This is a genomic window from Hymenobacter fodinae, assembly GCF_004745825.1.
GTDB classification, from domain to species: domain Bacteria; phylum Bacteroidota; class Bacteroidia; order Cytophagales; family Hymenobacteraceae; genus Hymenobacter; species Hymenobacter fodinae.
This window is the reverse complement of the sequence record NZ_SRLA01000001.1, coordinates 1,606,656-1,632,987: the sequence shown is the minus strand read 5'-3', so window position 1 is coordinate 1,632,987 and position 26,332 is coordinate 1,606,656. Positions and strand designations below refer to the sequence as shown.

Annotated in this window: 22 protein-coding genes; 13 read left to right on the top strand and 9 right to left on the bottom strand. The window is 59.6% G+C overall.

Annotation, left to right across the window (positions count from 1 at the left end):
* Window positions 1–24: 24 nt before the first annotated feature.
* The gene (locus EU556_RS06885) at window positions 25–1,257 is read right to left on the bottom strand and encodes a serine hydrolase (protein WP_135432432.1); all 1,233 of its coding nucleotides are present in this window, start codon (window positions 1,255–1,257) and stop codon (window positions 25–27) included.
* A gap of 148 nt (window positions 1,258–1,405) precedes the next feature.
* On the bottom strand, window positions 1,406–1,615 hold the full coding sequence (locus EU556_RS06880) for a hypothetical protein (RefSeq protein WP_135432430.1): 210 nt from the start codon (window positions 1,613–1,615) through the stop codon (window positions 1,406–1,408).
* A 202-nt stretch (window positions 1,616–1,817) separates the two neighbouring features.
* Between EU556_RS06880 and EU556_RS06875 the strand changes: the two genes are divergently transcribed.
* The 5 genes from EU556_RS06875 (at window position 1,818) to EU556_RS06855 (ending at window position 7,112) form a co-directional block, all read left to right on the top strand.
* On the top strand, window positions 1,818–2,642 hold the full coding sequence (locus tag EU556_RS06875) for a hypothetical protein (RefSeq protein WP_135432428.1): 825 nt from the start codon (window positions 1,818–1,820) through the stop codon (window positions 2,640–2,642).
* A gap of 118 nt (window positions 2,643–2,760) precedes the next feature.
* On the top strand, window positions 2,761–3,597 hold the full coding sequence (locus EU556_RS06870; RefSeq protein WP_135432426.1) for a rhomboid family intramembrane serine protease: 837 nt from the start codon (window positions 2,761–2,763) through the stop codon (window positions 3,595–3,597).
* 164 nt (window positions 3,598–3,761) lie between these two features.
* Window positions 3,762–4,712 (top strand): T9SS type A sorting domain-containing protein, encoded by a 951-nt coding sequence (locus EU556_RS06865; RefSeq protein WP_135432424.1) that lies wholly within the window; start codon window positions 3,762–3,764, stop codon window positions 4,710–4,712.
* A 179-nt stretch (window positions 4,713–4,891) separates the two neighbouring features.
* Window positions 4,892–6,019, top strand: coding sequence for an esterase/lipase family protein (locus tag EU556_RS26460; RefSeq protein ID WP_135432422.1), 1,128 nt, complete (start codon window positions 4,892–4,894; stop codon window positions 6,017–6,019).
* Window positions 6,020–6,086: 67 nt separating this feature from the next.
* Window positions 6,087–7,112 (top strand): ferredoxin--NADP reductase, encoded by a 1,026-nt coding sequence (locus EU556_RS06855; RefSeq protein ID WP_135432420.1) that lies wholly within the window; start codon window positions 6,087–6,089, stop codon window positions 7,110–7,112.
* Between the two features lie 98 nt (window positions 7,113–7,210).
* Here EU556_RS06855 and EU556_RS06850 read toward each other — a convergent pair whose 3' ends face one another.
* Window positions 7,211–9,643, bottom strand: coding sequence for a glycoside hydrolase family 31 protein (locus tag EU556_RS06850; RefSeq protein ID WP_245327467.1), 2,433 nt, complete (start codon window positions 9,641–9,643; stop codon window positions 7,211–7,213).
* A 205-nt stretch (window positions 9,644–9,848) separates the two neighbouring features.
* On the opposite strand from EU556_RS06850, the gene EU556_RS06845 reads away from it, so the two are divergent.
* Both EU556_RS06845 and EU556_RS06840 read left to right on the top strand, forming a co-directional pair.
* Entirely contained in the window at window positions 9,849–10,901 is a 1,053-nt protein-coding gene (locus tag EU556_RS06845; RefSeq protein WP_135432418.1) for a glycosyltransferase, read from the top strand.
* 23 nt (window positions 10,902–10,924) lie between these two features.
* Window positions 10,925–11,395: a YdeI/OmpD-associated family protein gene (locus tag EU556_RS06840; protein ID WP_135432416.1), complete on the top strand. Its 471-nt coding sequence runs from the start codon at window positions 10,925–10,927 to the stop codon at window positions 11,393–11,395.
* Between the two features lie 210 nt (window positions 11,396–11,605).
* On the opposite strand, the gene EU556_RS06835 is transcribed toward EU556_RS06840, so the two are convergent.
* Entirely contained in the window at window positions 11,606–13,666 is a 2,061-nt protein-coding gene (locus tag EU556_RS06835) for an alpha amylase C-terminal domain-containing protein (RefSeq protein WP_135432414.1), read from the bottom strand.
* A gap of 122 nt (window positions 13,667–13,788) precedes the next feature.
* Here EU556_RS06835 and ggt point away from each other — a divergent pair, with 122 nt between their 5' ends.
* Entirely contained in the window at window positions 13,789–15,516 is a 1,728-nt protein-coding gene (gene ggt, locus EU556_RS06830; RefSeq protein WP_135432412.1) for a gamma-glutamyltransferase, read from the top strand.
* Between the two features lie 593 nt (window positions 15,517–16,109).
* Here the strand turns inward: ggt and EU556_RS06825 are convergent.
* From EU556_RS06825 to EU556_RS06805, 5 genes are all read right to left on the bottom strand, one after another.
* Window positions 16,110–16,475 (bottom strand): hypothetical protein, encoded by a 366-nt coding sequence (locus EU556_RS06825; RefSeq protein WP_135432410.1) that lies wholly within the window; start codon window positions 16,473–16,475, stop codon window positions 16,110–16,112.
* A gap of 110 nt (window positions 16,476–16,585) precedes the next feature.
* Window positions 16,586–16,969 carry a hypothetical protein gene (locus EU556_RS06820; RefSeq protein WP_135432408.1) on the bottom strand — a complete coding sequence of 128 codons (384 nt, stop codon included), beginning with the start codon at window positions 16,967–16,969 and terminating at the stop codon, window positions 16,586–16,588.
* 138 nt (window positions 16,970–17,107) lie between these two features.
* A complete protein-coding gene (locus tag EU556_RS06815) occupies window positions 17,108–17,449 on the bottom strand; it encodes a hypothetical protein (protein ID WP_135432406.1) in 342 nt (113 codons plus the stop codon).
* 101 nt (window positions 17,450–17,550) lie between these two features.
* Window positions 17,551–18,105 carry a YceI family protein gene (locus EU556_RS06810; protein ID WP_135432404.1) on the bottom strand — a complete coding sequence of 185 codons (555 nt, stop codon included), beginning with the start codon at window positions 18,103–18,105 and terminating at the stop codon, window positions 17,551–17,553.
* A gap of 36 nt (window positions 18,106–18,141) precedes the next feature.
* Complete coding sequence (locus EU556_RS06805) at window positions 18,142–18,663, bottom strand: hypothetical protein (RefSeq protein ID WP_135432402.1); 522 nt, start codon at window positions 18,661–18,663, stop codon at window positions 18,142–18,144.
* 380 nt (window positions 18,664–19,043) lie between these two features.
* On the opposite strand from EU556_RS06805, the gene EU556_RS06800 reads away from it, so the two are divergent.
* The 5 genes from EU556_RS06800 to EU556_RS06780 all read left to right on the top strand — a co-directional run bounded on the left by EU556_RS06800 (window position 19,044) and on the right by EU556_RS06780 (window position 26,278).
* Complete coding sequence (locus EU556_RS06800) at window positions 19,044–19,268, top strand: hypothetical protein (RefSeq protein ID WP_135432400.1); 225 nt, start codon at window positions 19,044–19,046, stop codon at window positions 19,266–19,268.
* A 27-nt stretch (window positions 19,269–19,295) separates the two neighbouring features.
* Window positions 19,296–20,111, top strand: coding sequence for a universal stress protein (locus EU556_RS06795; RefSeq protein WP_167855484.1), 816 nt, complete (start codon window positions 19,296–19,298; stop codon window positions 20,109–20,111).
* A 233-nt stretch (window positions 20,112–20,344) separates the two neighbouring features.
* Window positions 20,345–21,166 carry a universal stress protein gene (locus tag EU556_RS06790; RefSeq protein ID WP_135432396.1) on the top strand — a complete coding sequence of 274 codons (822 nt, stop codon included), beginning with the start codon at window positions 20,345–20,347 and terminating at the stop codon, window positions 21,164–21,166.
* Between the two features lie 484 nt (window positions 21,167–21,650).
* Window positions 21,651–23,219 carry a carboxylesterase/lipase family protein gene (locus tag EU556_RS06785; protein WP_135432394.1) on the top strand — a complete coding sequence of 523 codons (1,569 nt, stop codon included), beginning with the start codon at window positions 21,651–21,653 and terminating at the stop codon, window positions 23,217–23,219.
* 302 nt (window positions 23,220–23,521) lie between these two features.
* Complete coding sequence (locus EU556_RS06780) at window positions 23,522–26,278, top strand: substrate-binding domain-containing protein (RefSeq protein WP_135432672.1); 2,757 nt, start codon at window positions 23,522–23,524, stop codon at window positions 26,276–26,278.
* Window positions 26,279–26,332: the final 54 nt, after the last annotated feature.

The window sequence follows — 26,332 nt, the reverse complement described above, 5'->3', positions numbered from 1 at the left end:
TTTATGGGGCGCACGGGCTACTTGTTACTTCCGGCTTTTGGCTGCTCGTTTCACCTCATGGGCATACACCACCTCTCCCAACCGCCGCAGAAAAGGTAAGCCAATTGCGTCGTATTCGTACTGGTCATCGTTAAGCACGCCATCAGAATTGACGTAGACAACCGCGCTGAGTAGAAGCTCCACGTGCTGGTCGGGGTTTCGGATGTAGGCGTTGTCTATCAGAAAGCCGTAGGCCTGCCCTATCTTGTTAAAAATCTGCACTCCGGTGGGCAGTGGGCCAGCCAGCAGAAACTTGGCGTAATTATCAGGATAGGCCGCCGGGGAATAGCGCGGCCGGTTACTGGCCCGTGGCGCCATGCTCAGGTAGCGCCGCAGCAAACCCAGGTCGGCTGAGTCGAGAGCCAAGCGCTGCGAGGCAGGCACCGACTCAGGAAACAGCACGGCCCGTAACACATTTTGCAGATCAGGCAGCGAGGTAGTGTTTTTAGTAGAGAAGTCGAGGGGCTCCTCTACGCGTTGGCTGCCTTGAAAGTAGGCTCGCCCAATGCGCCGACCATGCTGCCGTACGCTAGGCCACTTCCCTTCGAAGGACGCAGCCGGCTGCACGTACAAGGGGCGCTGCAGCGCAGTATCGGCGTAGATGCTGATGGGGTTGGTGTGCCGGGCGCCGGGGTCCTGGTCGCCCACCGAGAGGCGGTGGCGGAGCACCGTGTGGTGCCAACCGTGGCGGCGTATCCCCTCGTTCAGGGCCTTCGGACCCACAAACTCATATAGTCGGTTGTAGGCATCATTATCACTCACCAGCAGCATTTTACGCACGTACTGGGCTAGGCTGGCCCGCCCCGTGGCACTGCTAGTGTCGCGGAGCACACGTGTTTGGCCGGCAAACGCAGAATCGATGCGCCACGGCGACTCAGGCGTAAGCTCCGGAATGGCTGCCGAAAGAGCCCGCAACTTTTCTAAGGCCAGCGCGGCCGTGGGCAGCTTGATGGAGCTGGCCGGGTAGAAGTACTCCCGCGGCCGGACCCGCAACCGGTAGGTTCGAAAATGGGGCTGCCCCTGGGCGTCGCGGTTGATTTGCGTATACAAAATCTGAAGCCGGTGAGCTCGGGCCTCATGTAGCACGGGCGCCAGCACAGTGTCTTGCCGTAATAGGCGACGTAAGGGGTTGCCCGGCTGGGCCCGTGCCAGCAGCGGCAATAGTGCTAGGCCACTCAGACCAATAAACCGCCCGCTAAATCGAGAAAAAGCCGCCATGCCCGCCAAGTTACAAGGTGGCGCTCAACAACCCCTTGCTGCTATAACACAAGCAATCCGCCCGCAGGCGGAAGGCAGGAGACTCCTTAGCTGGAGTACTGCTGCTTCCCACCTGCGGGCGGAATGACATGCCAGCCTATGTGTGGGCTTAGCTGTTGTGCTCGGGGCCGCCGTCGGGGCCCGCGTTGGCGCCGCCCTCTAGGCCATTGGTTTGGTCGGCGTCGCCGTAACCACCCCGAATACCGTCGCCCTCGTCCTGAGTCAGGTCGCTCTGGTGGGTTTGCGGGGTTTCACCTGGTTGGTTTTCAGCATTTTGCTTGTTGGGTTGTTCGGCAGAATTGGGGGTGGGCGTGTTCATAGGAATAACAGAGGAAGGGATGATACATCAAGAAAACCAGGCGAGGCCCGGCGTTGGCTATACGCCAGCCACGGGCTGCGGTTGGGGTTAGGCGCGGCTGGGCTTTTTTTGCCGCACCACCTCCCCTATCTTGCTTGCCAGGGCTTGCGGCTTACGCTAGGCCTCTGCCCACTTTCTACCTTATCCTATTTCCGCTGCTATTATGTCTGCTCCCGGCAATGATGTCTTTCTGCAAAAAACTGATGATGAGCTACGCTACCTGGTAGCGCATTCTGAGTTTTACCACTCGGCCCTGATTATGGCCGCCACCCAGGAACTACGCCGCCGAGGAATTCAGCTGCCAACTACCCCGCCGCCCCCATCAGCGCCGCCCCTGCCCTACGACTACGAGGAGCCCGAGCCGGCAGCGTGGAAGCGCTGGCTGCCCGTCGCGCTAGGCCTGGTGTTGCTGGTAATAACGGGGTGGCTGGTGCTGCGCCCCAAAGCCCAGCCCGTTGCCAAACCGGTCAGCACGGCGCCTATTGTGCTGGAGGCTGTGAGAGCCCAGCGCCTCCCCGATTTTGAAGCCGAAACCAAGGCCCAAGTGCAGCTGGTGCGGCAGCAGCTATCTGCCGCCGACCGTGCCGACACCACAGCTACCGGCCGCTACCTGCGCATGGCCCGTCGCTATTTTCTGGCCGAAAACCAATCGGCTTACCTCACCAACATTGCTAAGGGCGACTCGGCCGCTGGCACTTTCCCCGGCCAAATTGACCTCACGCTTGAGCGCATTAGTTGGTTTATGAAAGCTAAGGCTTATAACCAGCACCTGCACCCCGTGATGGAAGAGCGCCTCGACCTGATGCAGCAGGCCCTGGTACTGCGCCAGAACTCACTTCTGAACTTCAAGTCGCGCTACGAGTCTGGCCGCCCCATGATGGACCGCGACATGAACCGGGCGGACTTTGAGGCTACGGATATCAGCAACGAGCTGCGTGGCAAGGCCTCCGAGCGGGCCCCCATCCAGGGCAACATCACCGACCTCTAGGCCACTGAGCCCGCAATCCTGTCAGGTGCCTGGGCCCTGGCAGGATTTGTGACGCCCCCGAAGGGCCACCGGGTAGCCACCCCGCGCATGCAGCGGGCTACCCGGTGGCCCTTTACTCATGGCTGGCCCCGACCTTACCTCCTTATTTGCGCAAAAAACCGATGCCGAGCTGCTCTACCTGGCGCAGCACGGGCAGCGCTACCCGGCAACGGTAGTGCAAGCGGCCGTGCAGGAGTTGCAGCGCCGGGGCCTGATTCCGGAGGAGTTGCCCCAGGGCTCTCGGCCTCGGCCCCAGCCTGCCGCCCCGGAGCCCGAGCCTACCGGATGGGCCTTTCTGCGCCAGGTGAGCCGTGGGGTATTTTGGCCGCGCCCCGGCTATGTGGTCACGCCCTTGCTACTGTGGCTGAACGTACTGGCCTACGTGCTGGTGGCTCTGGCTGGGAACCATGCGTTGGCCCCTACCGGCGCTGAGCTGGTGCGCTGGGGAGCCAACTTCTCGCCCCTGACCCTGCCCGGCCAGCCCTGGCGCCTGCTCACTAGTTGCTTTCTGCACGGCGGACCCGCCCACTTACTCATGAATATGTCGTCGTTGGTGTTTCTGGGGCTGATGACGGAAGGCTTAACCGGGCGCCTCCGGCTGCTGGTAGTCTATTTGCTGAGCGGAGTGGGCGGCAGCCTGCTCAGCCTGTGGTGGCACACCCAAGGAGTACTGTCGGTAGGAGCCTCGGGGGCTATTTTTGGGCTGTATGGACTACTGCTGGCTACGCTGGCTGGGCACCCCACCTCCTTCGACCGCTCAGCCCGACGTACGGTGCTGCTTTTTGTGTTCTATCTGATGGCCAGCAGCCTGGCGGGTGGCCTAGAAGCACACACCACCGACAATGCCGCCCACGTAGGGGGCCTCCTGACAGGCTTGGTGCTCGGTTGGCTGTGGCCCCGTCGGCGAGTAGAGTAGGCAGCACCTGTTCTTTGGGAGGGGCACTGCCATTAAAATGCTGCCTCGTGCAGCTTCTAGAGTATTTTATTGTCTATATAATATATTTCTCACAATCCTCTGACATTTAGCCATATCGCGCGTATAGGAGGTTATTGTGCCTTTACCTCTCAGTCTTCCTTCTTATGAAATCAATCTTACGTACTGTAACGGCGGCGCTGGTGGGGCTGCTGTATTCTACTATGGCCCTGGCGCAAACAGCTCCTACGGTTAATAATGGCAGCATGGAACTCTGGGAAGCCCGCCACACCAAGGAGGTTCCGCAAGGTTGGTTAAACACCGACGATATTATTGCGCTGCTGGCCAACGTACCCAGTTTACCAGTTAGCTCTGGCACCATGACCAAATCAACCGACAAGCATGCCGGCAACTTTGGAGCCCTGCTGGAAACGAAGAATTTTGATGTTCTTAGTCAGATTGTGCCCGGCGACATGTACTTAGGCACCCGCCTCAATCCCAATGGAGGGGGTGACTTCCTGGGTGGCGTTCCTTATACCAGCCGTCCCACGCGGGTGCAATTTTGGTATAAAGCAACCCAGGCCCCTAACTCTACCAGCCGGCCAGCCTTTGCTGTTCAGCTGCTGAAAACCACTGCAGGAAATACGCAGGAAGTTGGCTTTGTGGGTGTATACCTGCCAGCTACGACCACTTATACATTGGTAGATCTACCTATTCAATACTCGCAGACAGTTGCCCCTGATACACTGCAGATGCTGTTTACCAGCGACTTTGATAAAACCACAGTAGTAGGCAATCAGTTGTTTGTTGATGACATTGCGCTTACTGGGGTAGTAACGGCTTCGCGCAACCCAGCTACTGATGCTGCCCTGCAGATTTATCCTAACCCTAGCAAAGGCGGGGAGTTTTCGCTGGCTTCCTTGGGTAACGCAGCCATTGCCACAGCCCCGTTCACCGTATCCGACGTAACCGGACGCGAGGTACTACGCCAAGCGGCCGCCTCCCCCGCCGACTCGCACGGCCGGTTGGTAGACTTGCGGGGGCAACGGCCTGGCCTATATACCCTGCGCTTGCAAACGCCCGATGGGCCCGTGGTGCGGAAGCTGGTTGTTGAATAGCCGGCGCTTCTGTTCATAGTTTGCCTGGTCCGGCCGCTACCGCTCGTAGTGGCCGGACTTTTTTACTTGTAAACGGTTTAGCATGTGCCAGACCTACTTCAGGTTTTACCTTAGGCCTGTAGCTTGCCGAATGCCGTCAAATCCTCACCTTTCTACCTCCTCAACCCAATTTCTACCCCGTGCCGGAAACTCCCGATTCACCTGATTTTTCTTCTGCCCCGGACGGAAGCCGCTGGCGACGGGTAGCGGCAGCGGCCGGGCGCGTAGCGCGGGCTCCCTTGGCTGGGGCTGAGTTTCTGTATCGGGCCGGGCAGGAAAACGTGCACTTTACGCTGCCCGTGCTCAACGGCGCCTTCGGCGACCAGCTGGCCGCCCGCCACGACCACCGGGCTATTCAAATGAGCTTCCGCCGCCACGAGGCCGATGTACCAGTGGCCGATTTGCGTCTGACGCCGGGGCCGGCCGGGCAGCCGCAGAAAACAGTGGTATTTCTGCACGGCCTCATGGGCGATGAGATTATCTGGCAAACGGGCTCCCCCACTGGCCTCCGCTATGGACCCGCATTGCAGCAGGAGCTGGGTGCGTGCTGCCTATACGTACGCTACAACTCTGGCCTGCACATTTCCGAAAACGGCCAGCTGCTCCATAAGCTACTCACGGAGCTGGTGCAAACTTTCCCCGCGGCTGTGGGTGAGCTGGTGCTGGTAGGCCATAGCATGGGCGGCCTAGTAATCCGGAGCGCTGGCTATTATGCCGACCAGGAGGCCCGCGCAACCCGGGGTACCACTGCTGCTGAACCGGGGGCTCCAAGCAACTGGCTAGGCCACCTCCGCGACGTGGTGCTGCTGGGTGTGCCCAATGATGGCTCGTTTCTGGAGCAGAACAGCTTTTTCACTTCCCTGATTCTGCGCAAAATAAACCTATGGCCTACTCGCTTCGTGAGTGGGCTGATTGATAAGCGCAGCAACGGCATTAAGGACCTCCGCCACGCCCGCCTGGTGGAACAGGACTGGCAGAACCCTCACGCCGATGACCTGTTTCCGCCCCGCACCGTGGTACCACCCCTGCCCGGCGTGCACTACCACGTGCTGGTGGGCTCCCTGCTAAAGTCGGCTACCTCGGTGCTGCACGAGTATTTTGGTGATGGGCTGGTGGGGGCCGGCAGCGCCCACGGCCGCATTTTCCGCGACCCGGCCGCCCCGCCCGATTTGCGCATCAGCACCCAAGTGTATCCTAAGCTGCACCACGGCACCCTGCTCAGCAACCCCGAGGTATACGCCTACCTTCGCGACGTGGTGGCCCAGTAACTTACCCCTCAGTGCAGAGCACGGAAGTGGCCTAGCGCGCTCCGCTCAACATCCAGCATACCCCTCCGTGACTATTCCGCTCCGCATTACCCGCATTCAGGCAGAAGCGCCACAAGCCAAAACGTTCTGGCTGGAAGCAGATTCACCCCTGCCCTTTCGAGCAGGCCAATACTTGACGCTCTTGCACCCGCGCCACCCGGAGTTGCGGCGCTCCTACTCGTTGTCATCGGCGCCCGAGGTGGATACTGGCCTAGCCATTACGCTGCGCCGCCTTGATAATGGGTTGTTTTCACGATGGCTGGTTGACGATGCGGCTGTGGGAGATGAAGTTCTGACGCTAGGCCCGGGAGGGCTGTTTACGCTGCCTGACCCCGCCGAAGTGGCCTACGAGCAACTACTGCTCTTTGCAGCTGGCAGCGGCATTACGCCACTCTACTCTATACTTAAGTCGGTGCTGCATACCCAGCCGGAAGTACACGTATTGCTTGTTTACAGCAACCGCACTCCCGAGGATGCTATTTTCCGGCGAGAACTGCAGGAGTTGGCCACCCGCTTCCCCGACCGGCTGCACGTAGAATTCCTGTTCAGCAACCACCCCAACTTGGCGCGGGCGCGGCTTTACAAAGACCTGCTTGTGACCCTGGTACGGGAGCACGCCACCACTACCCCAACTCGTATGCTGGCATACGTGTGCGGCCCTCTGGATTATATGCGGATGTGCACCTACGGTTTGCATGCGGTAGGCCTATCTGCTGACCATATCCGGCGTGAAAACTTCGTACTGCCTCCACCCACTCGGCCCGATCTTCCGCCCGACACCGCTACGCATACCGTGCGGGTGGAAGCCAACGGCCAAGTGCATCAGTTTCCCGTCGTCTACCCCGATACTATTCTGCGGGCCGCGCGCCGCCATGGTCTAACCCTGCCCTACAGCTGCGAGGCAGGCATCTGCGGTAACTGCGTAGCTCGCTGCGTGGAAGGCCAGGTGTGGCTCTCTCACAACGAGGTGCTTACGGAGCGCGACTTAGCCCGAGGCCTGACGCTGACTTGCGTAGGCCACCCCGTGGGCGGCGACGTGCAACTAGAGCTGTGACGCTACCTACTACCCTCGTTTCTTTACTTCTAGGCCACTAAAAAGCCCCCGCCAGTCTGAGAACTGCGGGGGCTTTCTGTATGAAGCGCCTTGAGAATCTACCCAATGATCAGCTCCGTAAAACCAGCATTAACCACTACACTTGGCAGCGTGAGGCCGGTTTCCGTAGTCGTTTCGCTGCCTGCAACGTCTGCGCCATCTAGGCTGAAGGCAGCGGCTGCGAAGGGCAAGCCGTGCAGCACTACGTGGTAGGTGGTGAACGAGGTCTGGTAGTCGCCTTCGGTTTCCTGCTGCAGCACTAGGCCGGTTTCGGTGCCTTTTACTTTGAAGCGGCGCGTGGTGCTCTGGCCATTTTGGTAACCGTAGCCTTCCCCGCCGTCGTCGTACAGCACGCTGGTTTCGGTGCCGTTCTTGTAGTACACATGCAGGGTAACTTCTTCCACTACTTTCTCGCCCACGTACTGCATAACGGGGTACATGGGCACTACGGCGCCGGCCTTGATAAAGAGCGGAATCCGGTCGAGGGGCGCGCTGGCCCACACTTCGGCACCACCGGCTTTGGCCTCATCGGTCCAGTAGTAGAACCACTGGCCTTTGGGCAGGTACATCCAGCGGCCATCGGCGCCGGGTGTGGTGATGGGGCATACTAGCAGATGGTCGCCGAGGGCAAACTCGGCCATCCGCAGGTAGGTGTCGGTGTCGGTCTGGTCGAGGAAGGCCAGGGGGCGTAACATGGGCGTGCCCTGCTGGGTGTACTGCCAGAAGGTGGTGTACATGTAGGGCAGCAGGCGGTAGCGCAATTCAATGAAGCTCTTGGCCAGCTCAGCATACTGCTCCCCAAAGCTCCAGGGCTCCTGGTCGCCGTGGTCGCCGGAGCTGTGGGTGCGGAAGAACGGGTGGAAGGCGCCTAGCGCTACCCAGCGCACGTACAGCTCGCCATCGGGCGTGTCAATGAAGCCCCCGATGTCCGAGCCGATGAAGCTGAAGCCCGAGATGCTCAGGCGCTGGCACTGAATGTTAGCCAGCCACAAATGCTCCCAGGAAGCCACGTTGTCGCCGGTCCAGCCGGAGGAGTAGCGCTGCCCGCCCGAGTAGGTGCTGCGCGTGATGGTGAACGGACGGTTGGGGTAGCTGAACTGCTTTACGCCGGCGGCCGTGGCCCGCGCCATCTGCATGCCGTAGATGTTGTGCGCCTTCTTGTGCGAAGCCTGGTGGCCGTCGTAGCTGAAGCGCACGTCATCGGGGAAGGTACCCTTCTCGAACACGGCCGGCTCGTTCATGTCGTTCCACACGCCCTTCACGCCGTCTTCCTGAATCAGGCCCTTAAACAGGCCGGCCCACCACTCGCGCACTTCGGGGCGGGTGTAGTCGGGGAAGTTACAGAGGCCGGGCCACACCGAGCCCTTCATCAGCGGCCCATCGGCGCGGCGGCAGAAGTAGTCGTTCTGCAGGCCCTCGCGGTACACGCTATAGTTGGGGTCAATCTTGATGCCGGGGTCGATGATGACGATGGTTTTGAAGCCATCTTCGGCCAGCTCGCGCACCATGCGCTTGGGGTCGGGGAAGTGAGTGGGGTTCCAGGTGAAGCACCGGTACCCATCCATGTAGTCGATGTCGAGGTAGAGCGCGTCGCACGGAATCTGCCGGTCGCGGAAGCCCTTGGCGATGCCCTTGAACAGGCTTTCGGGGAAATAGCTCCACTTGCACTGGTGGTAGCCCAGGGCCCACAGTGGGGGCAGCTCGGGCGGGCAGGTCAGGCGGGTGTATTCCTCGGTCACCTCCATGAGCGAGGGACCGTAGATGAAGTAGTAGTTCATCTCGCCGCCCTGGGCCCAGAAGCTTGCCACGTCGGCCCGCTCGGCAGCAAAGTCGAAGGAAGCCTTGAAGGTATTGTCGAAGAAGATTCCGTGGGCAATTTTCTGGTGCAGGGCCAGGAAAAACGGAATGTTCTTGTAGAGCGGGTCGGAGCCCTTCACATAGCCGTAGGTGTCGGTGCCCCAGTTGGTGAACTGCTTGCCGCGCAGGTTCATGTTCTCGGGCTTGTCGCCGAGGCCGTAGTAGTGGGCGCCGCTCTGCACCAGCTTGCTCATCTTCACGATGTCGTTGCCGGTATCGTAGTCGTACTCCCAGTGGAAGCCCTTCTCATCCTCGCTCAGCACTGAGCCGGAGCGGTCGAGCACACGGCTGGCTAGGTTGGCCTTGGCAATAGTGCAGATGAGGCGGTCGGTGGTGATGCGGTAGTGGTCGGGCTTTTCCCGGAACTCCAGAAACTCGGGCTCTTGCCGGGCCGGCACACCTTCGGGGAAAGCGTAGCTGAAATCGGGGGCAAACCCGTTATCAGTGGCAAACCGGAAGCGCAGCACTTTATCGGTAATAACCTGTAGCCGGAGCTGCACGCCATTGTCGCAGAGAAAGAGAAAGTCAGCGCCAGTCTGCTGACAGGAAACAACTTGACCAGGATAAAACTCCTGCTTGGCCCGAGCGGCCAAGTCGTTTACCATGTAGTTGTTCTCTTGGATAGTATCGGCCATGGTGGTGAAGGGAGAGAGTAACCCAGCCGCAGCGCCAGCCGCGCCGGCAGGGTCGGTTTAAGCTTGCAAGGTAAAAATGATTCTGGCCACTTCCGGCCCATTACGGTTGAGTTTTTCGGAAAAAGGCCTCTGCAGAACGCGGCGGGCGGCATTTTTCTCTACCTTGCCGTACTAGGTTAGTGCCGCCTTCTGTTATCCCCCCTTTATGACGCCTGCCGCATCCCACGTACTGCTACTCGGCTGGGACGATTCTCCCCGCACTGGCGAGCAGCTTGCTCCGCCCGTGTTTACCCTGGTTCAGGCCCTGGCGCCCTACACGCCCCTAGCCATTGTACTGCCCCGCCGCCCTATCACGTTTACCTCCGCTCCAAACTCCCACGTCACCGTGTTGTCGGAGCTTACGCCTGCGCAAATCAAGGCCTTACCAACTCGTCCGGATCATGCTGCGGGCTGGCAGGCCCCGGCGGCGCCCTACCTGGGCAGCTCTGTAGAGGCTCAGGGTGCCCGAACTGTTGGTGCATCTGCTCCGCTGGCTACACCGGCCGAGCCTTACATTGGGCGGGCGGCGCATGCCTCTACTGCCACGCCAGGTACCGCCATTGCCGCCCAGCGCACCGCCACGGTTGGTCTTGCTTCTCCGGAGGTGCCCGAGCCGCAGCCCATCAGCCCAACGGGTGGCCTACTGAACCTCGACGATTTTGAAGCGGACGGCGCGGAGCCCGAGGCCACCGAAGCTCAGGACCTCGCCCAGCCGCAGGATGATGTAGTACCCGCTCTCCCCACCGTAGAGGTGCCAGTGGCCGCTACGCCCCTTGCGGAGAACTTACCCGACGGCCTGGCGGCTTTGCAGCTCACCCCAGCTCCTGATGCTGACCTTAATTTTCAGGTGATTCAGTACGCTCGCCTGGCCTCCCGCCAAGTAGTAACGGAAGAGTTTGCCGTGATATATGCTACCGACTGGCCTACGTGGCTGGCCGCCATGGAAATCAGGCAGCAAACGGGCCGGCCGCTGGTGCTGCACGTGCACAGCCTGGCCCAGGACCGCAACACGCCCGCCGACCGTGGCTGGATTCAGGAGCTGGAACGCTTAGCCATGCGCCGGGCCGATGTAGTACTGGCCTCATCCGAGGACGTGGCCGAACGCTTGCGTGCTACTTATCCGGTGGCAGCGCAAAACCTGCAAGTGGTAGCGCCAACCGATACTACCAAATTAAATACGGTGTTGAGTGGGTTGGAAACTGCCTGGGCTCACCGCTAGATTGTCTTTTTCCTTCTGCTTACATGAGTACACCCGCCCCCCAACACGAATTCGACGCCGACCTGGAAATGGACGCCTCCGATAATGGCGTTTTCCTTGTTGTTCCCTTCAACGTGCAGGAACTGTACGGCACTACGGCGGCCTTACCCGTGCGCGGCACTATCGATGGCTTCCCCATTCGGTTGAGTTTGCTGCCACTGGGCAACGGGGAGCACATGCTGCCAGTGCGCAAAGAAATCCGGAACGCCATTGGTAAAAGCTGGAGCAGCACCGTGCACGTGGTACTGGAGCGCGATACTGAAGAGCGCCCCGTAGATGTTCCCACTGAGTTGCGCGACGCCCTGGAATATGCCGGCCTGCAAGCCAAGTTCGATGAGTTACCCTACGGCCGCCGCAAGGAGCTAGCCACCTGGGTAGGACGGGCTAAGAAAGGCAACACCCGCGACGAGCGTGCCCAAGAAGCCGTGCAGCGTGTCAAGACAGGAGCTAAATAGTGGCCTAGGCCAGTTTCGTGTACCGGCAATACCCAAACAGGTCCCGTTGCGCTAGTCGCAACGGGACCTGTTTATTTACTAAGCCCGTCATGTCGAGACATCTCGCGCGCTGGCGTTGTTAGCAAAACCAACGATTCAAGCGAGATGTCTCGACAAGCTCGACATGACGGTTTAGAATGGTCGTTGATTCGCTTTAGGCCACTTTTAACTTTATATCCGAGTTAGCACAAGGGCGGTGCGGCTGGTTACGTAGAGGCTGAGCTTGTTTACGCCGTCTTCCTCGAAGGTTTCGAAGGTGACGGTGTTATCGATGCGGCCGAAACCGCCGAACTGTGGGTCGTCGGAGTTGAGCAGGATGCGGTAGCGGCCGGCCAGTGGCACGTAGAAGCGGTAGTCGGGCACACTGCGGTCGACGTGGAAGCTGAAGACAAAGAGCAGGTTGCCACGTTCGAAGATGAGCACCTGGTTATTGGTGTCGATATTCAGCTCGCGGGCCATACCAGCGGCGGTGGGGCTCAGCAGGCGAGTGGCTTTGGCCACCTTGATCATCTCCTGATCGAAGCGCAGCAGGTACTGAAATTTCAGGTCGAGGTTATCAGCTAGGCTCCACTGGCGGCGGGCGAAGTGGTAGCTCCAGTTGTTGCCCTCGCGCGGAAAGTCCACCCACTCAGGATGGCCAAATTCGTTGCCAATAAAGTTGAGGTAGGCCTCCCCGCCTAGGCTAAGCGTAATGAGCCGAATGAGCTTATGCAGGGCAATGCCGCGGGCCGCAATGGGGTCGGGGTCGTCTTTGTGCATGTGCTCGTAGATGGCTCTATCGAGCAGCCAATGGGCCAAGGTTTTGTCACCCACCAGGGCTTGGTCGTGGCTTTCGGCGTAGGCCACCGTTTTCTCGCCCAGGCGGCGGTTAGTGAGCACGTGCCAGAGCTCATGTAGATTCCAGTCCTCGTCGCGGGTGTGTTTGAGCAGCTTGATCCAGTAGTCCGGAATGCCCATGCCCAGGCGGTAATCGAACCCGATACCGCCTTCTTCGATAGGCCTACACAAGCCCGGCATACCGCTCATGTCCTCGGCAATAAGAATGGCGCTGCGCTTGATTTCGCGGACCAGGGTAGTAACTAGCTGCAGGTAGAGGATGGCATCGTCGTCGGCATCGGCACCAAAGTATTGGTCGTAACTTCCGAAGGCCACGCCCTCGCCGTGGTGATGGTAGAGCATGCTGGTAATGCCATCGAAGCGGAAGCCATCAAAGTGAAACTCTTCCAGCCAGTAGCGCACGTTGCTGAGCAGAAACTGCTGCACCTCGGGCTTGCCGTAGTCGAAGAGCTTGGAGTCCCAGCCGGGGTGGCTGCCCCGCTCGCCGGGGTGGAAGTACTGCGCTTCAGATCCATCGAAATCGGCTAGACCCTCGGCTTCGTTTTTCACGGCGTGGGAGTGCACTACATCGAGCAGCACCGCAATGCCGCGGCGGTGGGCTTCATTAATGAGGTGCTTCAGCTCCTCGGGGGTCCCAAACCGCGACGATACGGCGAAGAAGTTGGCCACATGGTAGCCAAAGGAGCCATAATACGGGTGCTCCATAATGGCCATGAGCTGCAGGCAGTTGTAGCCCTCGGCCTGAATGCGCGGCAGAATGAGCTCGGCAAACTCCAGGTAGGTGCTCACCTTGCCCTCCTCGGTAGCCATACCCACATGGGCCTCGTAGATGAACGGCTCCCGCACGCAGTTCGGAATCCGGAACTTCTGGTCGGTCCACTCAAACTGGGTTTCGGGGCGCCACACTTGCCCCGCAAAATCGTGGGTTTCGGGGTGCTGCACGGCGCGGCGCAGGGTGGCCGGCAGGCGGTCTTTGCCGCCTTTGCTGGTTACCACGTGCACCTTAAACAGGGAGTAATGGGTAAGCCTATTCTGGTACTCCTTATCGGCCAGGAACACTTCCCATACGCCATCGGTGCCGCGCGTGAGCGGGGTGGCCTGCCGGTCCCAGCCGTTGAAGTCGCCAATCAGGTAGAGCGCTTCGGCGGCCGGGGCCCACTCCCGGAACCAGTAGCCTTTGCGGCGTGCATCGTAGTTAAGGCCTAGCCGCTGGTGAGCCAAGGCAAACCTGCTCAAGGAGCCGCATTGCTGCCGAATTTCATCGAGGCGTTGCTGCAAACGCTGCTGGCGCGCCCGTAGTACGGGCTCGAAGGGCGTCAGCCAGGGGTCCTGTTGCACCATCGGGAGCAGGTCAGAAACTTCTTCGGGGGCGGTTGTAGGGGTGTCGGTCGTCATGGCGAAAGGCACAGGTAGGTGTGGCCCAAAGCTACGCGGATTGAGGAATTTAGGACGTGAATTGGCGAAATTGTGAATTTGCGAAGAGCATTACCCCACTACCTTCTTCGTACCTTGGGTGTATGAAACGCTTTTTCTACCCACTGGCTTTGGCAGTATTGGTTGCCTGCACCACTACCCAAACCACCACTCCCCCTGCTGCTTCCGCCACCCTAGCCGCTCCTGTTCCGGCGGCCACACCCGTAGTTACCGATAAAGCCATGGTGGTTTCGGCCCACCCTGAGGCTACGCGCGTGGGCGTAGAAATCTTGCGCAAAGGCGGCAATGCGTATGATGCGGCCGTGGCGGTGCAGTTTGCGCTGGCTGTGGTGTTCCCGGTGGCCGGCAACATCGGCGGCGGCGGCTTCCTGCTCTACCGCGGGGCCGATGGACAAGAAGGCGCGCTCGATTTCCGGGAAACTGCCCCCGCCGCCGCTACCCGCGACATGTACCTCGACGCGCAAGGCAACGTGGTGCCTAACCTGAGCACGCTAGGCCACCTCGCGGCTGGCGTGCCCGGCACGGTAGCCGGCATGGTAGAGCTGCACAAAAAGCTGGGCAAGCTGCCCTGGAAAGACGTGGTGCAGCCCGCAGTGGACTTAGCCTCAAACGGGGTTAAACTGACTAAAAAGGAAGCCGCTGGGCTGAATGGCAATCGGGAAGTCTTTGCCAAAATCAACCCCTACAACGCTTATTTAAAGCCGGCGCCGTTCAACGAGGGCGACGTAGCGAAAAACCCGGAGCTGGCCCGCACCCTGGAGCGCATCCGCGACCAGGGCCGGGCGGGTTTTTATGAGGGCGAAACGGCCAACCTAGTGGTGGCCGAAATGCAGCGCGGCAAGGGCATCATCACCAAGCAAGACCTGCTGAACTACCAGCCCAAGTGGCGCACGCCCCTGCACGGCCAGTACCGCGGCTACGATGTGCTTACCTTCCCGCCACCAAGCTCCGGCGGGGTGGCCCTGCTGCAAATGCTGCAGATGCTGGAGCCCTACAACCTGGGCAAAGCTGGCTGGCACTCGCCCCAGGCTACGCACTGGATTACCGAAGCTGAGCGCCGCGTGTACGCCGACCGCGCCACCTACCTCGGCGACCCAGATTTCGGCAAGGTGCCCGTGACGCAGCTGTTGGAGAAATCATACAATAAGCAGCGCATGGCTACTACCCTGGCCTACCGCGCCACGCCTAGCGCCCAGGTAGCGGCGGGGAGTGGCCTACCGGGGTATGAGTCGGACCAGACGACGCATTACAACGTGGTAGATGCCCAGGGCAACGCCGTGAGCTGCACCACCACGCTCAACGGCGCCTACGGCAGCAAAGTAGTGGTAGCCGGCGCCGGCTTCCTGCTTAACAATGAGATGGACGATTTCAGCAGCAAGCCCGGCACCCCCAACGCCTACGGACTGGTGGGCGGAGCAGCCAACGCCATTGCGCCCGGCAAGCGCATGCTCTCCTCCATGACGCCCGCCATCCTGACCAAAAACAAAAAGCTGGCCCTGGTAACCGGCACGCCCGGCGGCAGCACCATCATTACCAGCGTGCTGCAATCCATCCTGGCTACCGTTGATTACGGCCTGAACGCTCAGCAGGCCGTAGCCGCGCCGCGCCTGCACCACCAGTGGCTCCCCGACCAGATTGACGTGGAAGCTGGTGCCCTGGTACCCGCCGCCCAGGATTCTTTGCGGGCCCGCGGCTACACCCTGAACCCACGCAACCCCTGGGGCCGGGTAGAGGTGATTCGGGTGCTGCCCGGCGGCAAGCTGGAAGGCGGCGCCGACCCCCGTGGCGACGATGCTGCGGCTGGGTATTAATATATTAATTAATTAGATTTCATAAGTTAACTTTTTCAACAAGCCTATGCATAAAATAACGTTTAAGAATAATATAGATAAAATTCTAGGTTGGTATTTTTTATTAATTGGATTGACAGGCATCGCCACTTTTTTTCAACTGTTCTTAAAATTAGACAATCAATTTTATGGCCAACTAATAATCTACTCCTTATTTGCATTTAGCCTTTTGAACGTATTTACAGGATACAAGATTCTATTAGGCAAGCTATATTATTATATACTCGCCATTATTATCCAGATATTACAGATAAGCACTTTCTCCTACGAAGGCAAATATTACAAAATACGCAACGGCATTATCGCTATGGGTATATCTATAAAAAATGGAATTTTTCATCAAATGAATGATATACCAGATATAAGCTTTGCAATGTCTGAAGATCCTTTGATAGATAAAATAAAATTTAATATATTTCCACTGTTTATAGTATTCATTATTTTAGCGAGAATTTTTTCATACATAAAATACATAATTGACCCCAACACTACGAAATAAAATAAGAGGCCCGTTCTTTATCAATAAAGAACGGGCCTCTTATTTTATTTGGTTCTTATGAATTCTGAGCGTCTCGGGCGAGCTGTAGCTTGCGAGCTACGTCGGTGAGAGATTTGGAGAGCTCGTCGAGGGAGTTGATGTAGCGGGGATTGGAATCGTCTACAAAGCTGTTGATGTGCTCGGCCAAGGTTTGCAGCACGTCGCTGATGGGGTTGACATCAGTACCGCTGAGGAAGCCTTTGAGCTTTACGAGGTCGGCGGCAATGGTGGCGTGAGCGGTTTCGCCGGATGCGCGGAGCATGGAAATCCAGCCGTCGATGTTTTCAGTAGCTAGGTTCAGGGCCTGGCCTAGGTCTTCGGTGCGAAGCACGCGGAGGGAACCCTCCAATTGGTCGGCGCTGGCAGAATGCGAGATTGACATACGGTATGGAGTTGGGTGAAACAACAGGAGCCTTTGTGTACTGCTTCCTTCCGCTCAGGGTTGGCCTCGGTAACACATACCACGTTTCTCTTAGGCCATGAAGCTGAACACTATAAGGTACTGGCCGCTACGCGCAACGCTTGCGCCAAGTCCTGCAGCTTGCCCTTCGACTCCGCATCGGCCGTGGCGGCGGCCTGGGTAGTTAGCCCAGCTAGTTTTTGCAGACAATCTTTCACCTGCGGCCCGTTGGGCGTCCCGTGGTCGATGGCGTTGTAGAGGTTTTGCAGCTCCAAAATCAGGGGGGCAAACCGGTCACCTTCCACCGTCTGCAAGAGGTTCATCCAGCGGTAGAGGTTGTCGCCGGCGGCGGGGAGCAGGTGCGGTAGTTTAGTGGTTTGCAGGGCGTGCAGAGTAGCTTCGAGGTGGGGCTGGCTGCCCGCTAGCACGGAGCCCGCCGGCTGCTCCTGGCCGGAGGTGGAGTGAGTAGATTCCATAGAAAGAAAAGTAAAACAGAAGAATTAACGATGATGCTCTGGGCCATACGCCCGGCTGCCCTCGTCAAAAAACAGCCTCGCCCATAGAAGGCAAGGCTGATAAATAGGGCGGCAGTGGCCTAGGCAGTTCCTGAATGCTTACGACATTTTGAGGTTGCCGGCGGCCGTGATGAGCACCTGGCCCAGGTGGCGCAGATGGTCGCCTACGCCGTCGTGCATGTTGCGGGCAATCAGGGAGGTTTCCTGGCCTAGGTGCTGCAGCGAGTTGGCAATGGCCGGACGGTCGTCGTTTTGCACGTGGCCGCGCAGGTTGCGCAACTCACCCTGCAGGCCCGCCAGCGCCGAGCCACCCAAGCCATCGAGGGCCTGAATCCAGTTGTCGATGGCCCCGAGCCCCGAGTCGGCGGGGTGCTGGCCGGGATGTTCAAAAGCGTGGTAGATACCTTGGATAGTTTCTTCGATGCGGGCAGCGTGGTCCATATGTGGAAAGGGAGTTGTAGAGTGGAACGTTGCTAAACTGTACGCCAAGGGTGCCGCCCACGTTGCGCCGCCCCGCCCGGAGTGGCCTAGGCTACTGCTGGTCAGCCCCGGATGGCTACTACCTCAAACTCCAGCCGAAACTCGTTGCGAATGGCATAGCTACCCAGGTTCTGAAAAAAGCTACTGGAGTTATAATTGACCCCGAATTGGGTGCGGTCGAGGGTGGCTACGCCGTGGAGGCGTAACTGGCCGGTGGGCAGGCGGGTGATGGTAAGCGGAAAGCGCACGGGCTTGGTAACACCTTTCAGCGTGAGGTAGCCCAGAGCCTGAGCGCCCTGCATTTCCTTTAGTACAAATACAGCCGTAGGATACCGGGCGGCGTCAAAAAAATCGGGGCCGCGCAGGTGCTCAGCCAGTTGGGCCTGGTCTTGCGCAATGGTACGCATATCCACCTCCACCCGGCCTTGGTGCAAGCGGCGTCCGTCATAGGCCACTTCGCCTTGCCGTACCTGCACGGTACCGGTTGGCGCGTAATCGCCCACTTCGGCGTAGCCCGTCCAAGTGATGCGGCTGGCGGCGGGGTCGAGCTTATACGTAGCAGGCACGGGCTGGAAGGCACACAGGCCTAGCAACAGAACTAAAAGCCACAGTTTCATGGGAGACAAATTGAAAAGATGAGCAAATGGACTGGCCTAGCGGACGGTGGCCTCGGTTTCAATCAGGCCCATGCCTTTGTAGAGCTTGCCGGTTTTGTCTTTGGCCAGAATGTACCAGAGTGCATCGCCGCCGTAGAGGCGCTGGGCGCTATCGGCGTAGCGGTAGTTTTTCGCGAAGGTGTAGGTGCGGCCGGGCTGTAGGTGGCCGTTGGGGCACTGGAATAGCTCAGCAAACTCAGCGGGGGTTTCGCGCATGTTGGCTTGCCAACCGGCCTCGCTGTACCAGATAAAGCTGCCGCACTCCACCACGTCTAGCTCGCCTACCTCGGAGCGCACCATAGTGCTATGCTTCCAGACGTAGCCGCCGGGCTGGGCGGGGTTGGGCTCGGGGTAGTTGGGATTGGGCGTGTGCCAGAGCGTGAGACCCACCGGCACCTGCCGCAACTTATCGGGGAGGGCGCGGGTGTGGTCGGTCCAGGCCGGGGGCGTAGTGGGTTGGGCGTGTAGGCCAGGGGTGGCAGTGGCACAGAGGGCGCCGGCCAATAGTAGCTTTTTCATGGTAGTGGGGTGAGGTGAAGCAGTGTTCCAAAGGTGCCCGCTTCAAGCAGGCAAAACGCCCCGTTTCCGGTGCTGGCACGCCCCACTTCATGATCTGGCACCTATTCCCGCTCGGTATCCTCAGGCGCGCTTATCAGGGTTGGCCATGATTTATATCATCTTCTAACCTAATTATTGTCAGTGCTTTACTTCTTGTTATTCCAGAGCTTCACATAGTACTCGTTCTTTTCCACGGGCCTCTCTGGCTCCTCAACCAGCCCCACCATGATTACGCCCACGCTGTTCTTCTCGGTTCTGCTTATTTCGGTGCTCGCGCTGGCGGGCGTTTATCGGCGCGGTACGCAACGGCCCACGCATACCAGCTAATTGCCGTCCGCGCCATGACCCAGCAGCCCCGCCTCCACTACCCTCAGCCCAGGCGCTTTAGCCCCTCGGGACCCAAGCCGCAATCGGCCATCAACACCCCCGCCCTTCAGGCCACTCAGCAGGCCGATGCCGCCCTGCCCCTCGACGTTAGCTGGGGCTGCGACTTCCTGGGCTTTCCGGGCACCCAACGGCCCACCCACTACCAGCCGCGCCCCGACGACGATGCCCCAGCTATGTAGGCCACCCCAGGCTTGATGTCTGCCGTTATGAGTCCGTCTCTCGTTGTCCTCACCGATTTTTTTGCCGTTTCCAACCGGGCCCTCTCTTACGCAGCAGGCCTAGCCGTACCGCTGGGCGCGCATTTGGTCTTGCTGCACGTGCGCCACAACGGCCTTCTGTGCCCCGAGGAAGAAGCTGCCGCACCCACCGTACAGCAAACCCGCCAGGCGCTATACTCCCTGGCCGACACGCAACCGGTGCCCACTCAGGTAGAGATATCGGAGCAGGTGCTGCCCACGGCCGTCACCGAAGCCATCCGTCACCACCAGCCCCAGTTGCTGGTGCTAGGCCACCCCGGCGCCGAAAGTCCGCTGGCCCGCGACTTCGCCAAGGCCGCGCTGAACTTGCTGCACCACGTTCGGTTTCCGCTGCTGCTGGTACCGCCGCCGGGCTGGGATGCATTTCCGCCGCGCCGCGTCCTGCTGGCCCTCGATGGGGAGCCTTTCTCCCTCTACGACAGTCAACAGATTCTGCCCCACCTTCTGCAGGCCCTGCAAGGTATCCTCGCGCTGGTGCACGTTACCGACTCGACGGTGCCTTCACCCGCTGCCTCGCAGGTGCTGCGCATGGTGCGTACCAGTGGCCTAGCCGAGAGCCTAACCGCCGAACAGGTGCACTTGGTGCCACAAACCACTTCCGTAGCCGCCGACATTCAGCGGGTGAGCGGGGAACTGAATGCCGATATGCTGGTGCTGATTGCCCGCCCCCATTCCGTGTTAGACGGCCTAACGCACCGCCGCAGTACGGCGCAACTCCTTCGCGAAAGCGCCATTCCGGTTTTGCTCTTGCCCGCCCTGTCTTAATCCTGCCCTCACTCCCTATTCCTTGCTTTTTGCTCACCTGAACTTCTGCCTGAGTGTGCTCAGCGGCTTCTATCCGTCATCCCGGTAGGCCCTATGGTACGACTCGCTGGCTAGCTGCCGGGGTAGCCGCGTGGTGCTGCACGTAAATCGGCCTTCCGTTTTCAACTGATCTGTGGCTTGCTCCTCTCTGTTTTTAGTTCACTTACAATACGGCCTATGCGGCTACTCTCGCTATGCAGCCAACATTTGTGGTCTTCACTGATCTTTCGGAGCCAGCCGAGGTGGCCCTGAAGTACGCTACCCGCTTAGCCACTGAGCTAGCGGGCCGCCTAGTTCTGCTGAATGTATACCAAGACCCGCTGCTGGAGCCAGAGTCGGCAATGATAACCATGCCCCTGGTGCTAGAAAGCCGCCAGCAACTAAAGGCCGCCTTGGTACAGCGCGCCCAGCAGCTGCCCATACCCACCGAAACTATTGTCTCGGCGGAAAGCCTGGAAGCCACTATTGCGGAGGTGGTGAAACGCTATCATCCGCTGGCGTTTGTGCTGGGTCGGGAACACCCCGAGTCTTTCCTCGACCGCCTCCTCCCCTACCAGGCGGCGCCCGTTTTGCAGGCGGCTCGCTACCCCGTGCTGCTCGTGCCCGAGTGCTGGCGCGACACCCAGCTACCTAGCCGCCTAGTAGTAGCCATCGACGAGGACAGCTTCTGGCTCACAATGCCCTCCCTAGCCCTGGGTACCCTTATGGCTCGGCTGCGGCCGACTACCACGATAGTACACGTGACTCCTCACGATGGACCTTCGCTCGCCGAGGCAGGATTGCAATCAGTGCGCCGCACCGGCCTGTTTGGGGTACTTCCTAATGACAGCTTGTACGAGGTGCGGGGCGAAGCTCCTGCCGATGGCATAGCACGAGCGGCCCAGGAGCTGCAGGCTGATTTGCTGGTGGTTATGGCCCGGCCGCACACATTCCTAGGAGGCCTCTTTCACCGCAGCGTCACGGAACGGCTGCTGCGGCGCAGTTCCCGCCCGGTTTTGGTGCTGCCTACTACTTAACTAGGCTGCTTCTGCCAGCCTCTCTGCCCTACACTCAGGCTCGCCTGCCCATCCCGCTCAGGTGCCCAGCTGCATAGCTGGCACCTGAGCGGGATGGGCAGAAATTTTGCTCTAGTAGTAGTTGGAAGCAGTAGTTAGTGGCTTACGCTTGCTACAGCCAGGCGCCAGAGAATACCCTTAGTGCTTGGCGTTGCCTCCCCTTGCCCACACGAAATCAGTAGTGAACCTCCGGCTCATACTCTAGGCCACCTAGCCACCCCCATACCACTCAGTGGTGGGCGGCTGGGTGGCCTAGACCGTTGTACAACGCTAGGCCTGGCAACTTACTTACTCATCGGTAGGCTTTGTAATCTAGGCAGGTACGGCGGTTGTCACTAGCCCAGCAATTTCTTTTGCAGATTGCACCGCATCTTCCGCACCTAAACGGACCGGTACGTTATGCTTTCCCTATGCAGGCGCCCCGGCTACTTCTACCTCTTGTGTCATGATCAACGCTTTCTGGCGCGCCGCCCGCCCGGCCACCGTAGCCTTTACCGTACTCAGCTGGTTGCTAGGCCAGGGGCTTACGCCCTCGGCAGCCCACGCCCAAGCTACCGACCCTATCGTAAAAACCCGACGAGCCCGCCTGCAGGGCATCCGGGAAGGCAACTTGCGCGTGTTCCGGGGTGTGGCCTATGCTCAGCCGCCAGTAGGTCCGCTGCGCTTCCGCCCTCCGCAACCGCTGAAACGGCAACCGGGCTTGGTGCCAGCCCAGAAGTTTGGCTCTAAGGCTTTGCAAGCAGCCGGCAATGAGGCAGTGCAGGGCTCCGAAGACTGCCTTTACCTCAATGTGTGGGCGCCCGACGCAGTTCCCCGCAAAAAACTACCGGTGCTGGTGTGGGTACACGGCGGGGCCTTTACGGGCGGCTCGGGGCAGGATAACGATGCGTGGACCTTCGCGGCCCGAGACACTATCATTGCCGTGAGCTTCAACTATCGGCTTGGCAGCCTGGGCTTTTTGCAGTTGGGTAAGCGTCTCGGCCCCAGCTACACCCAGGCCGGCAACGCGGGCATATTAGACGCTGTGGAGGCTCTGCGCTGGGTGCACCAAAACATTGCGGCCTTTGGCGGCGACCCAAACCGGGTGACGGTGATGGGCGAGTCGGCCGGCGCGAAGATGGTTGGGGGCCTTCTGGTGACGCCGGCGGCGGAGGGGCTGTTTCAGCAGGTAATTTTGGAAAGCGGGGCCGTGCAAGCCGTGCGGGATACGGCCACGGCGGGCTCCACCACCCGGCAGTTGCTGCAAGAACTTCACCTGACCAACCCGCAGGAGTTGCTAACCCTACCGGCAGAATCGTTGGTGCGCGCTCAAACGGCCTTTACCAATGGTGCCGGCGGGCTGCAGGTGTTTGGGCCGGTACTCGATGGCCTTACCATTCCGACTCCTGCCCTCGACTACGTGCGGCAGCGTGCCAAACGGCCCTTGCGTGTGCTCTTGGGCACCAACCGGGAGGAAGCCAACTTATTCAGCGGGCCCGGCTCCATTATCCACGAGCCTAATGAAGCGGCGTTGCAGCGGGTGTTCGGGCCGCGCAACAGCCCCTACGTTTGGCAGGCCTATCAAAAGCTCAGCCAGACTCAACCGCCCCTGCAAGCTTGGAACTCAGTGCTGACGGACTACCTCTACCGCCTGGCTACTTACCGCTTGGCCTCAACTATGGCTGAGCAAGGTACTCCCACCTGGCTCTACCGCTTCGACTATACCAGCCCCACCTTCCGCCCGATGCACGCGCAGGAGCTCAACTTCGTGTGGAATGCCCCGGCCGGTAGCTCGTCAGCAGCTACGGCAGCAGCCCCACTTACTGCCCCTACTAAGGCAGCCAATGCCGCCCTGGCCGCTGAGATGCACAGCTACTGGGCGCAGTTCATCAAAACAGGGCAGCCAGGTGGCCAGTGGCCGGCCTATAACCCTACCAAGCGAGAGGTTATGATTTTTGATGTACCGAGCCGCATAGAGCCCATCTTGGCACCGTATGAAGATGCCGCCTTCCCGGTGCAGGGCTACGGGTGGTAAACCACTTGCAGCTGATGACGGCCTAGTATAACCAACCTAGGCCCAGCACGCCTTTAGCCAAATATCTAAGAACCGTTTACTCCTTCAGCCAACTCACCCCCCGAACGCTTTTATTTAGCTGCTAAATCCTATAAGCTGAACAAAGCTCTTTGGCCAGTTTTGGCACTACACTGCCCATAAACTGGTATCTTTGATATGGTGCAGGAAGATCTTCCTGCCGTACCAAACTTCCCAAACATCTCGTGAATAGACTACCTGTCCTTCGTTTCGGTTGGCTGGTGCTGCTGCTTTTCAGCTGCCTGATGCTGGAGGGCTGTTCAAAGGAAAAACCTCCGGTGTACCGAATAGGCTTTTCCCAGTGCAGTATGTCGGGCCCCTGGCGCAAAGCCATGCTCACGGGCATGGAGCGCGAGCTTAGCTTCCATCCCGAGGTAGAGCTGCGCATGCTCGACGCCCACGACGACAGCCGGAAACAAGAGGAGCAGATTCGGGAGCTGGTGCAGGAAGGCGTGGACCTACTTATCGTCTCTCCCTACGAATCAGAGCCCGTTACGCCCGCCGTAGAAGAGGCCTACCGCCGTGGCATCCCCGTAATTCTGCTCGACCGCCGCACAGCTTCCGAACAATACACCGCCTACGTGGGCGGCAACAACGTGGAGGTGGGCCAAACGGCGGCGCGCTACATCGCCCGCCTGCTCAAGCAACGCGGCAACATTCTGGAAATTCTCGGCACGCCGGGTTCGTCTGCTACTTCCGAGCGACACCAAGGTTTTGTGCAAGGGCTATCAGCTTACCCTGGCCTACGAGTGGTTGCCCAAGTAACCGGCGACTGGACCGTGCGCACCCTCAAGCCGGAGCTGACGAAGGCTCTACAGGCGCACCCCGAAGTAACCATGATCTTCTCCCACAACGACGGGATGGGACACGGGGCCTATGAGGTATGCCAAGAGCTAGGCCTCACCAAGCAAGTGCGCATCATTGGGGTAGATGGTTTGCCCGGCGCAGACGAAGGTCTGGACCTAGTGCAGAAGAAGATGCTTCATGCTTCAATCCTGTACTCGCCGGGAGGTGAGGAAGCCATCCGGACGGCCCTGAAGGTGCTGAAAAAGGCGCCTTTCAATAAGGAGAACATCCTAGGCACTATTGTTATCGACTCGACGAACGTGCTGACGCTGCTGCAGCAAAACGATAAGATGATGAGCCAGCAGCAGGATATTGAGCGCCAACAGGGCCTCTTGCACCGGCTGCAGCAAACCTACGCCAGCCAGCAGGTAGTACTCAACTGGTTGCTGGTAACACTATTAGGGGCCGTGGCGTTGGGCGCAGCCGCCTGGTACTCGGCCCGCAAAAACCGGCAAATCAACCACCTGCTGGCCCTCCAGAATACGGAGAACGACAAGATTAACCGCCAACTGCTGCGGCAGAATGAGGAAATCTTGCAGCAGCGCAACCAGTTAGAGGTGATGGCCGAGCAGGCCCGCGCCGATACCGAAGCCAAGCTGCGTTTCTTCACCAACTTTTCACATGAGCTGCGCACCCCACTCACCCTTATTCTGGGTCCGGTGGAAGAGCTATTGACCAGCAGCCCCGACCTGACCGCGCCCCAGCGTCAGGATCTGGCCCTGGTGCGCCGCAATACCCAGCGCCTGCTGCAACTGGTGAACCAGCTGCTCGACTTCCGCAAAATTGAAGTAGGCAAGATGGAAGTACGCGCCACCGAGAGCAACTTGGTGGCTTTCGTGCGCGAGATTGTGGATGCCTTTGAGAAGCCAGCCCGCCTGCGCGGGGTAGATCTGCGCTTTCAGGTGGCCCAGCCCGTGCTCATGGCCTGGTTCGATGGCAACATCCTGGACAAGGTTTTCTTCAACCTCCTCTCTAACGCCCTGAAGTTCACGCCCGACCAGGGCCGGATAACTATCAGCCTGCAACCCGCTGATGAAGGCCGATCGGTGCGCGTTAGCGTGGCTGATACTGGCTACGGCATCAGCACCCAAGACCAGGCTCACATTTTTGAGTGGTTTTACCAGGGTGAGCAAGGGGCCGTGGCCAAGGGTTCGGGCATGGGCCTAGCGCTGGCCCAGGGCTTGGTTAAGCTGCACCAGGGGCAGCTCACGTTCAGCAGCCAGCCGGGCCAGGGCAGCACCTTTGTGGTGACGCTCCCCCGCGAGCTACCTGAGGCGCTGCACTCCCACGGCCCCACTGCGCCCCTGCAGCTTTCCCTCGATGAGCCCGAACCTATTACCTCCGACCTAGGCCACCACTTGAGTGAAACACCCACCGAAGCGGCCAGCGAAACGTTGGTTTTGGTGATTGAAGACAACAGTGAGGTCAACGACTTCCTGACGCGCAAGCTCCGGACCGATTTTCGGGTGCAAAGCGCCAGCGACGGCCATACCGGCTTCCGCATGGCCACTGAGCTGATTCCGGATTTGATTGTGTGCGACGTAATGATGCCCGGTCTGAGTGGCCTAGAGGTGGTCACACAACTGCGGGCCGACTGGCGCACCTCGCACATTCCGGTGGTGCTGCTCACGGCCCGCACCGCCCCCGAGCAACAGGTGGAGGGCGTGCAAGCCGGCGCCGACTTGTACCTAACCAAACCGTTCAACCCTACCTTCCTGCTTGAGAGCATCCGCACGCTGCTGGCCAACCGCGCCCGGCAGCGAGAGCACTTCCGCCGGGAGCTATCCATTGATACAGCCACGGTAGCGACTACCAATCCTGACCAGAAATTCCTGGCCGACCTAACTGCCATTGTAGAGGCCAACCTCACCCGCTCCGACCTGAGCGTGGAGGACATTGCCCGCAGCCTGGGTATCTCTCGTATGCAGCTCTACCGGAAGGTGAAAGCCGTGCTGGGCACCGGCGTTACCGACTTCGTGCAGAACCTGCGCCTGACCAAAGCCCGCGAACTGCTGCTCGACGAATCGCTCACGATTGCGGAGGTGGCCTACGAGTTGGGCTTCTCTTCGCCTTCCTACTTCTCGGCCAGCTTCAAGGCGCATTACCAGCTGGCCCCCTCCGAGTTTCGTACCCTGCACATAGCTCCGCACTACTGATATAATTCTGACATCTGTGTTACAATAGTGTTACCGGGCCTCCTAAGGGCCCGG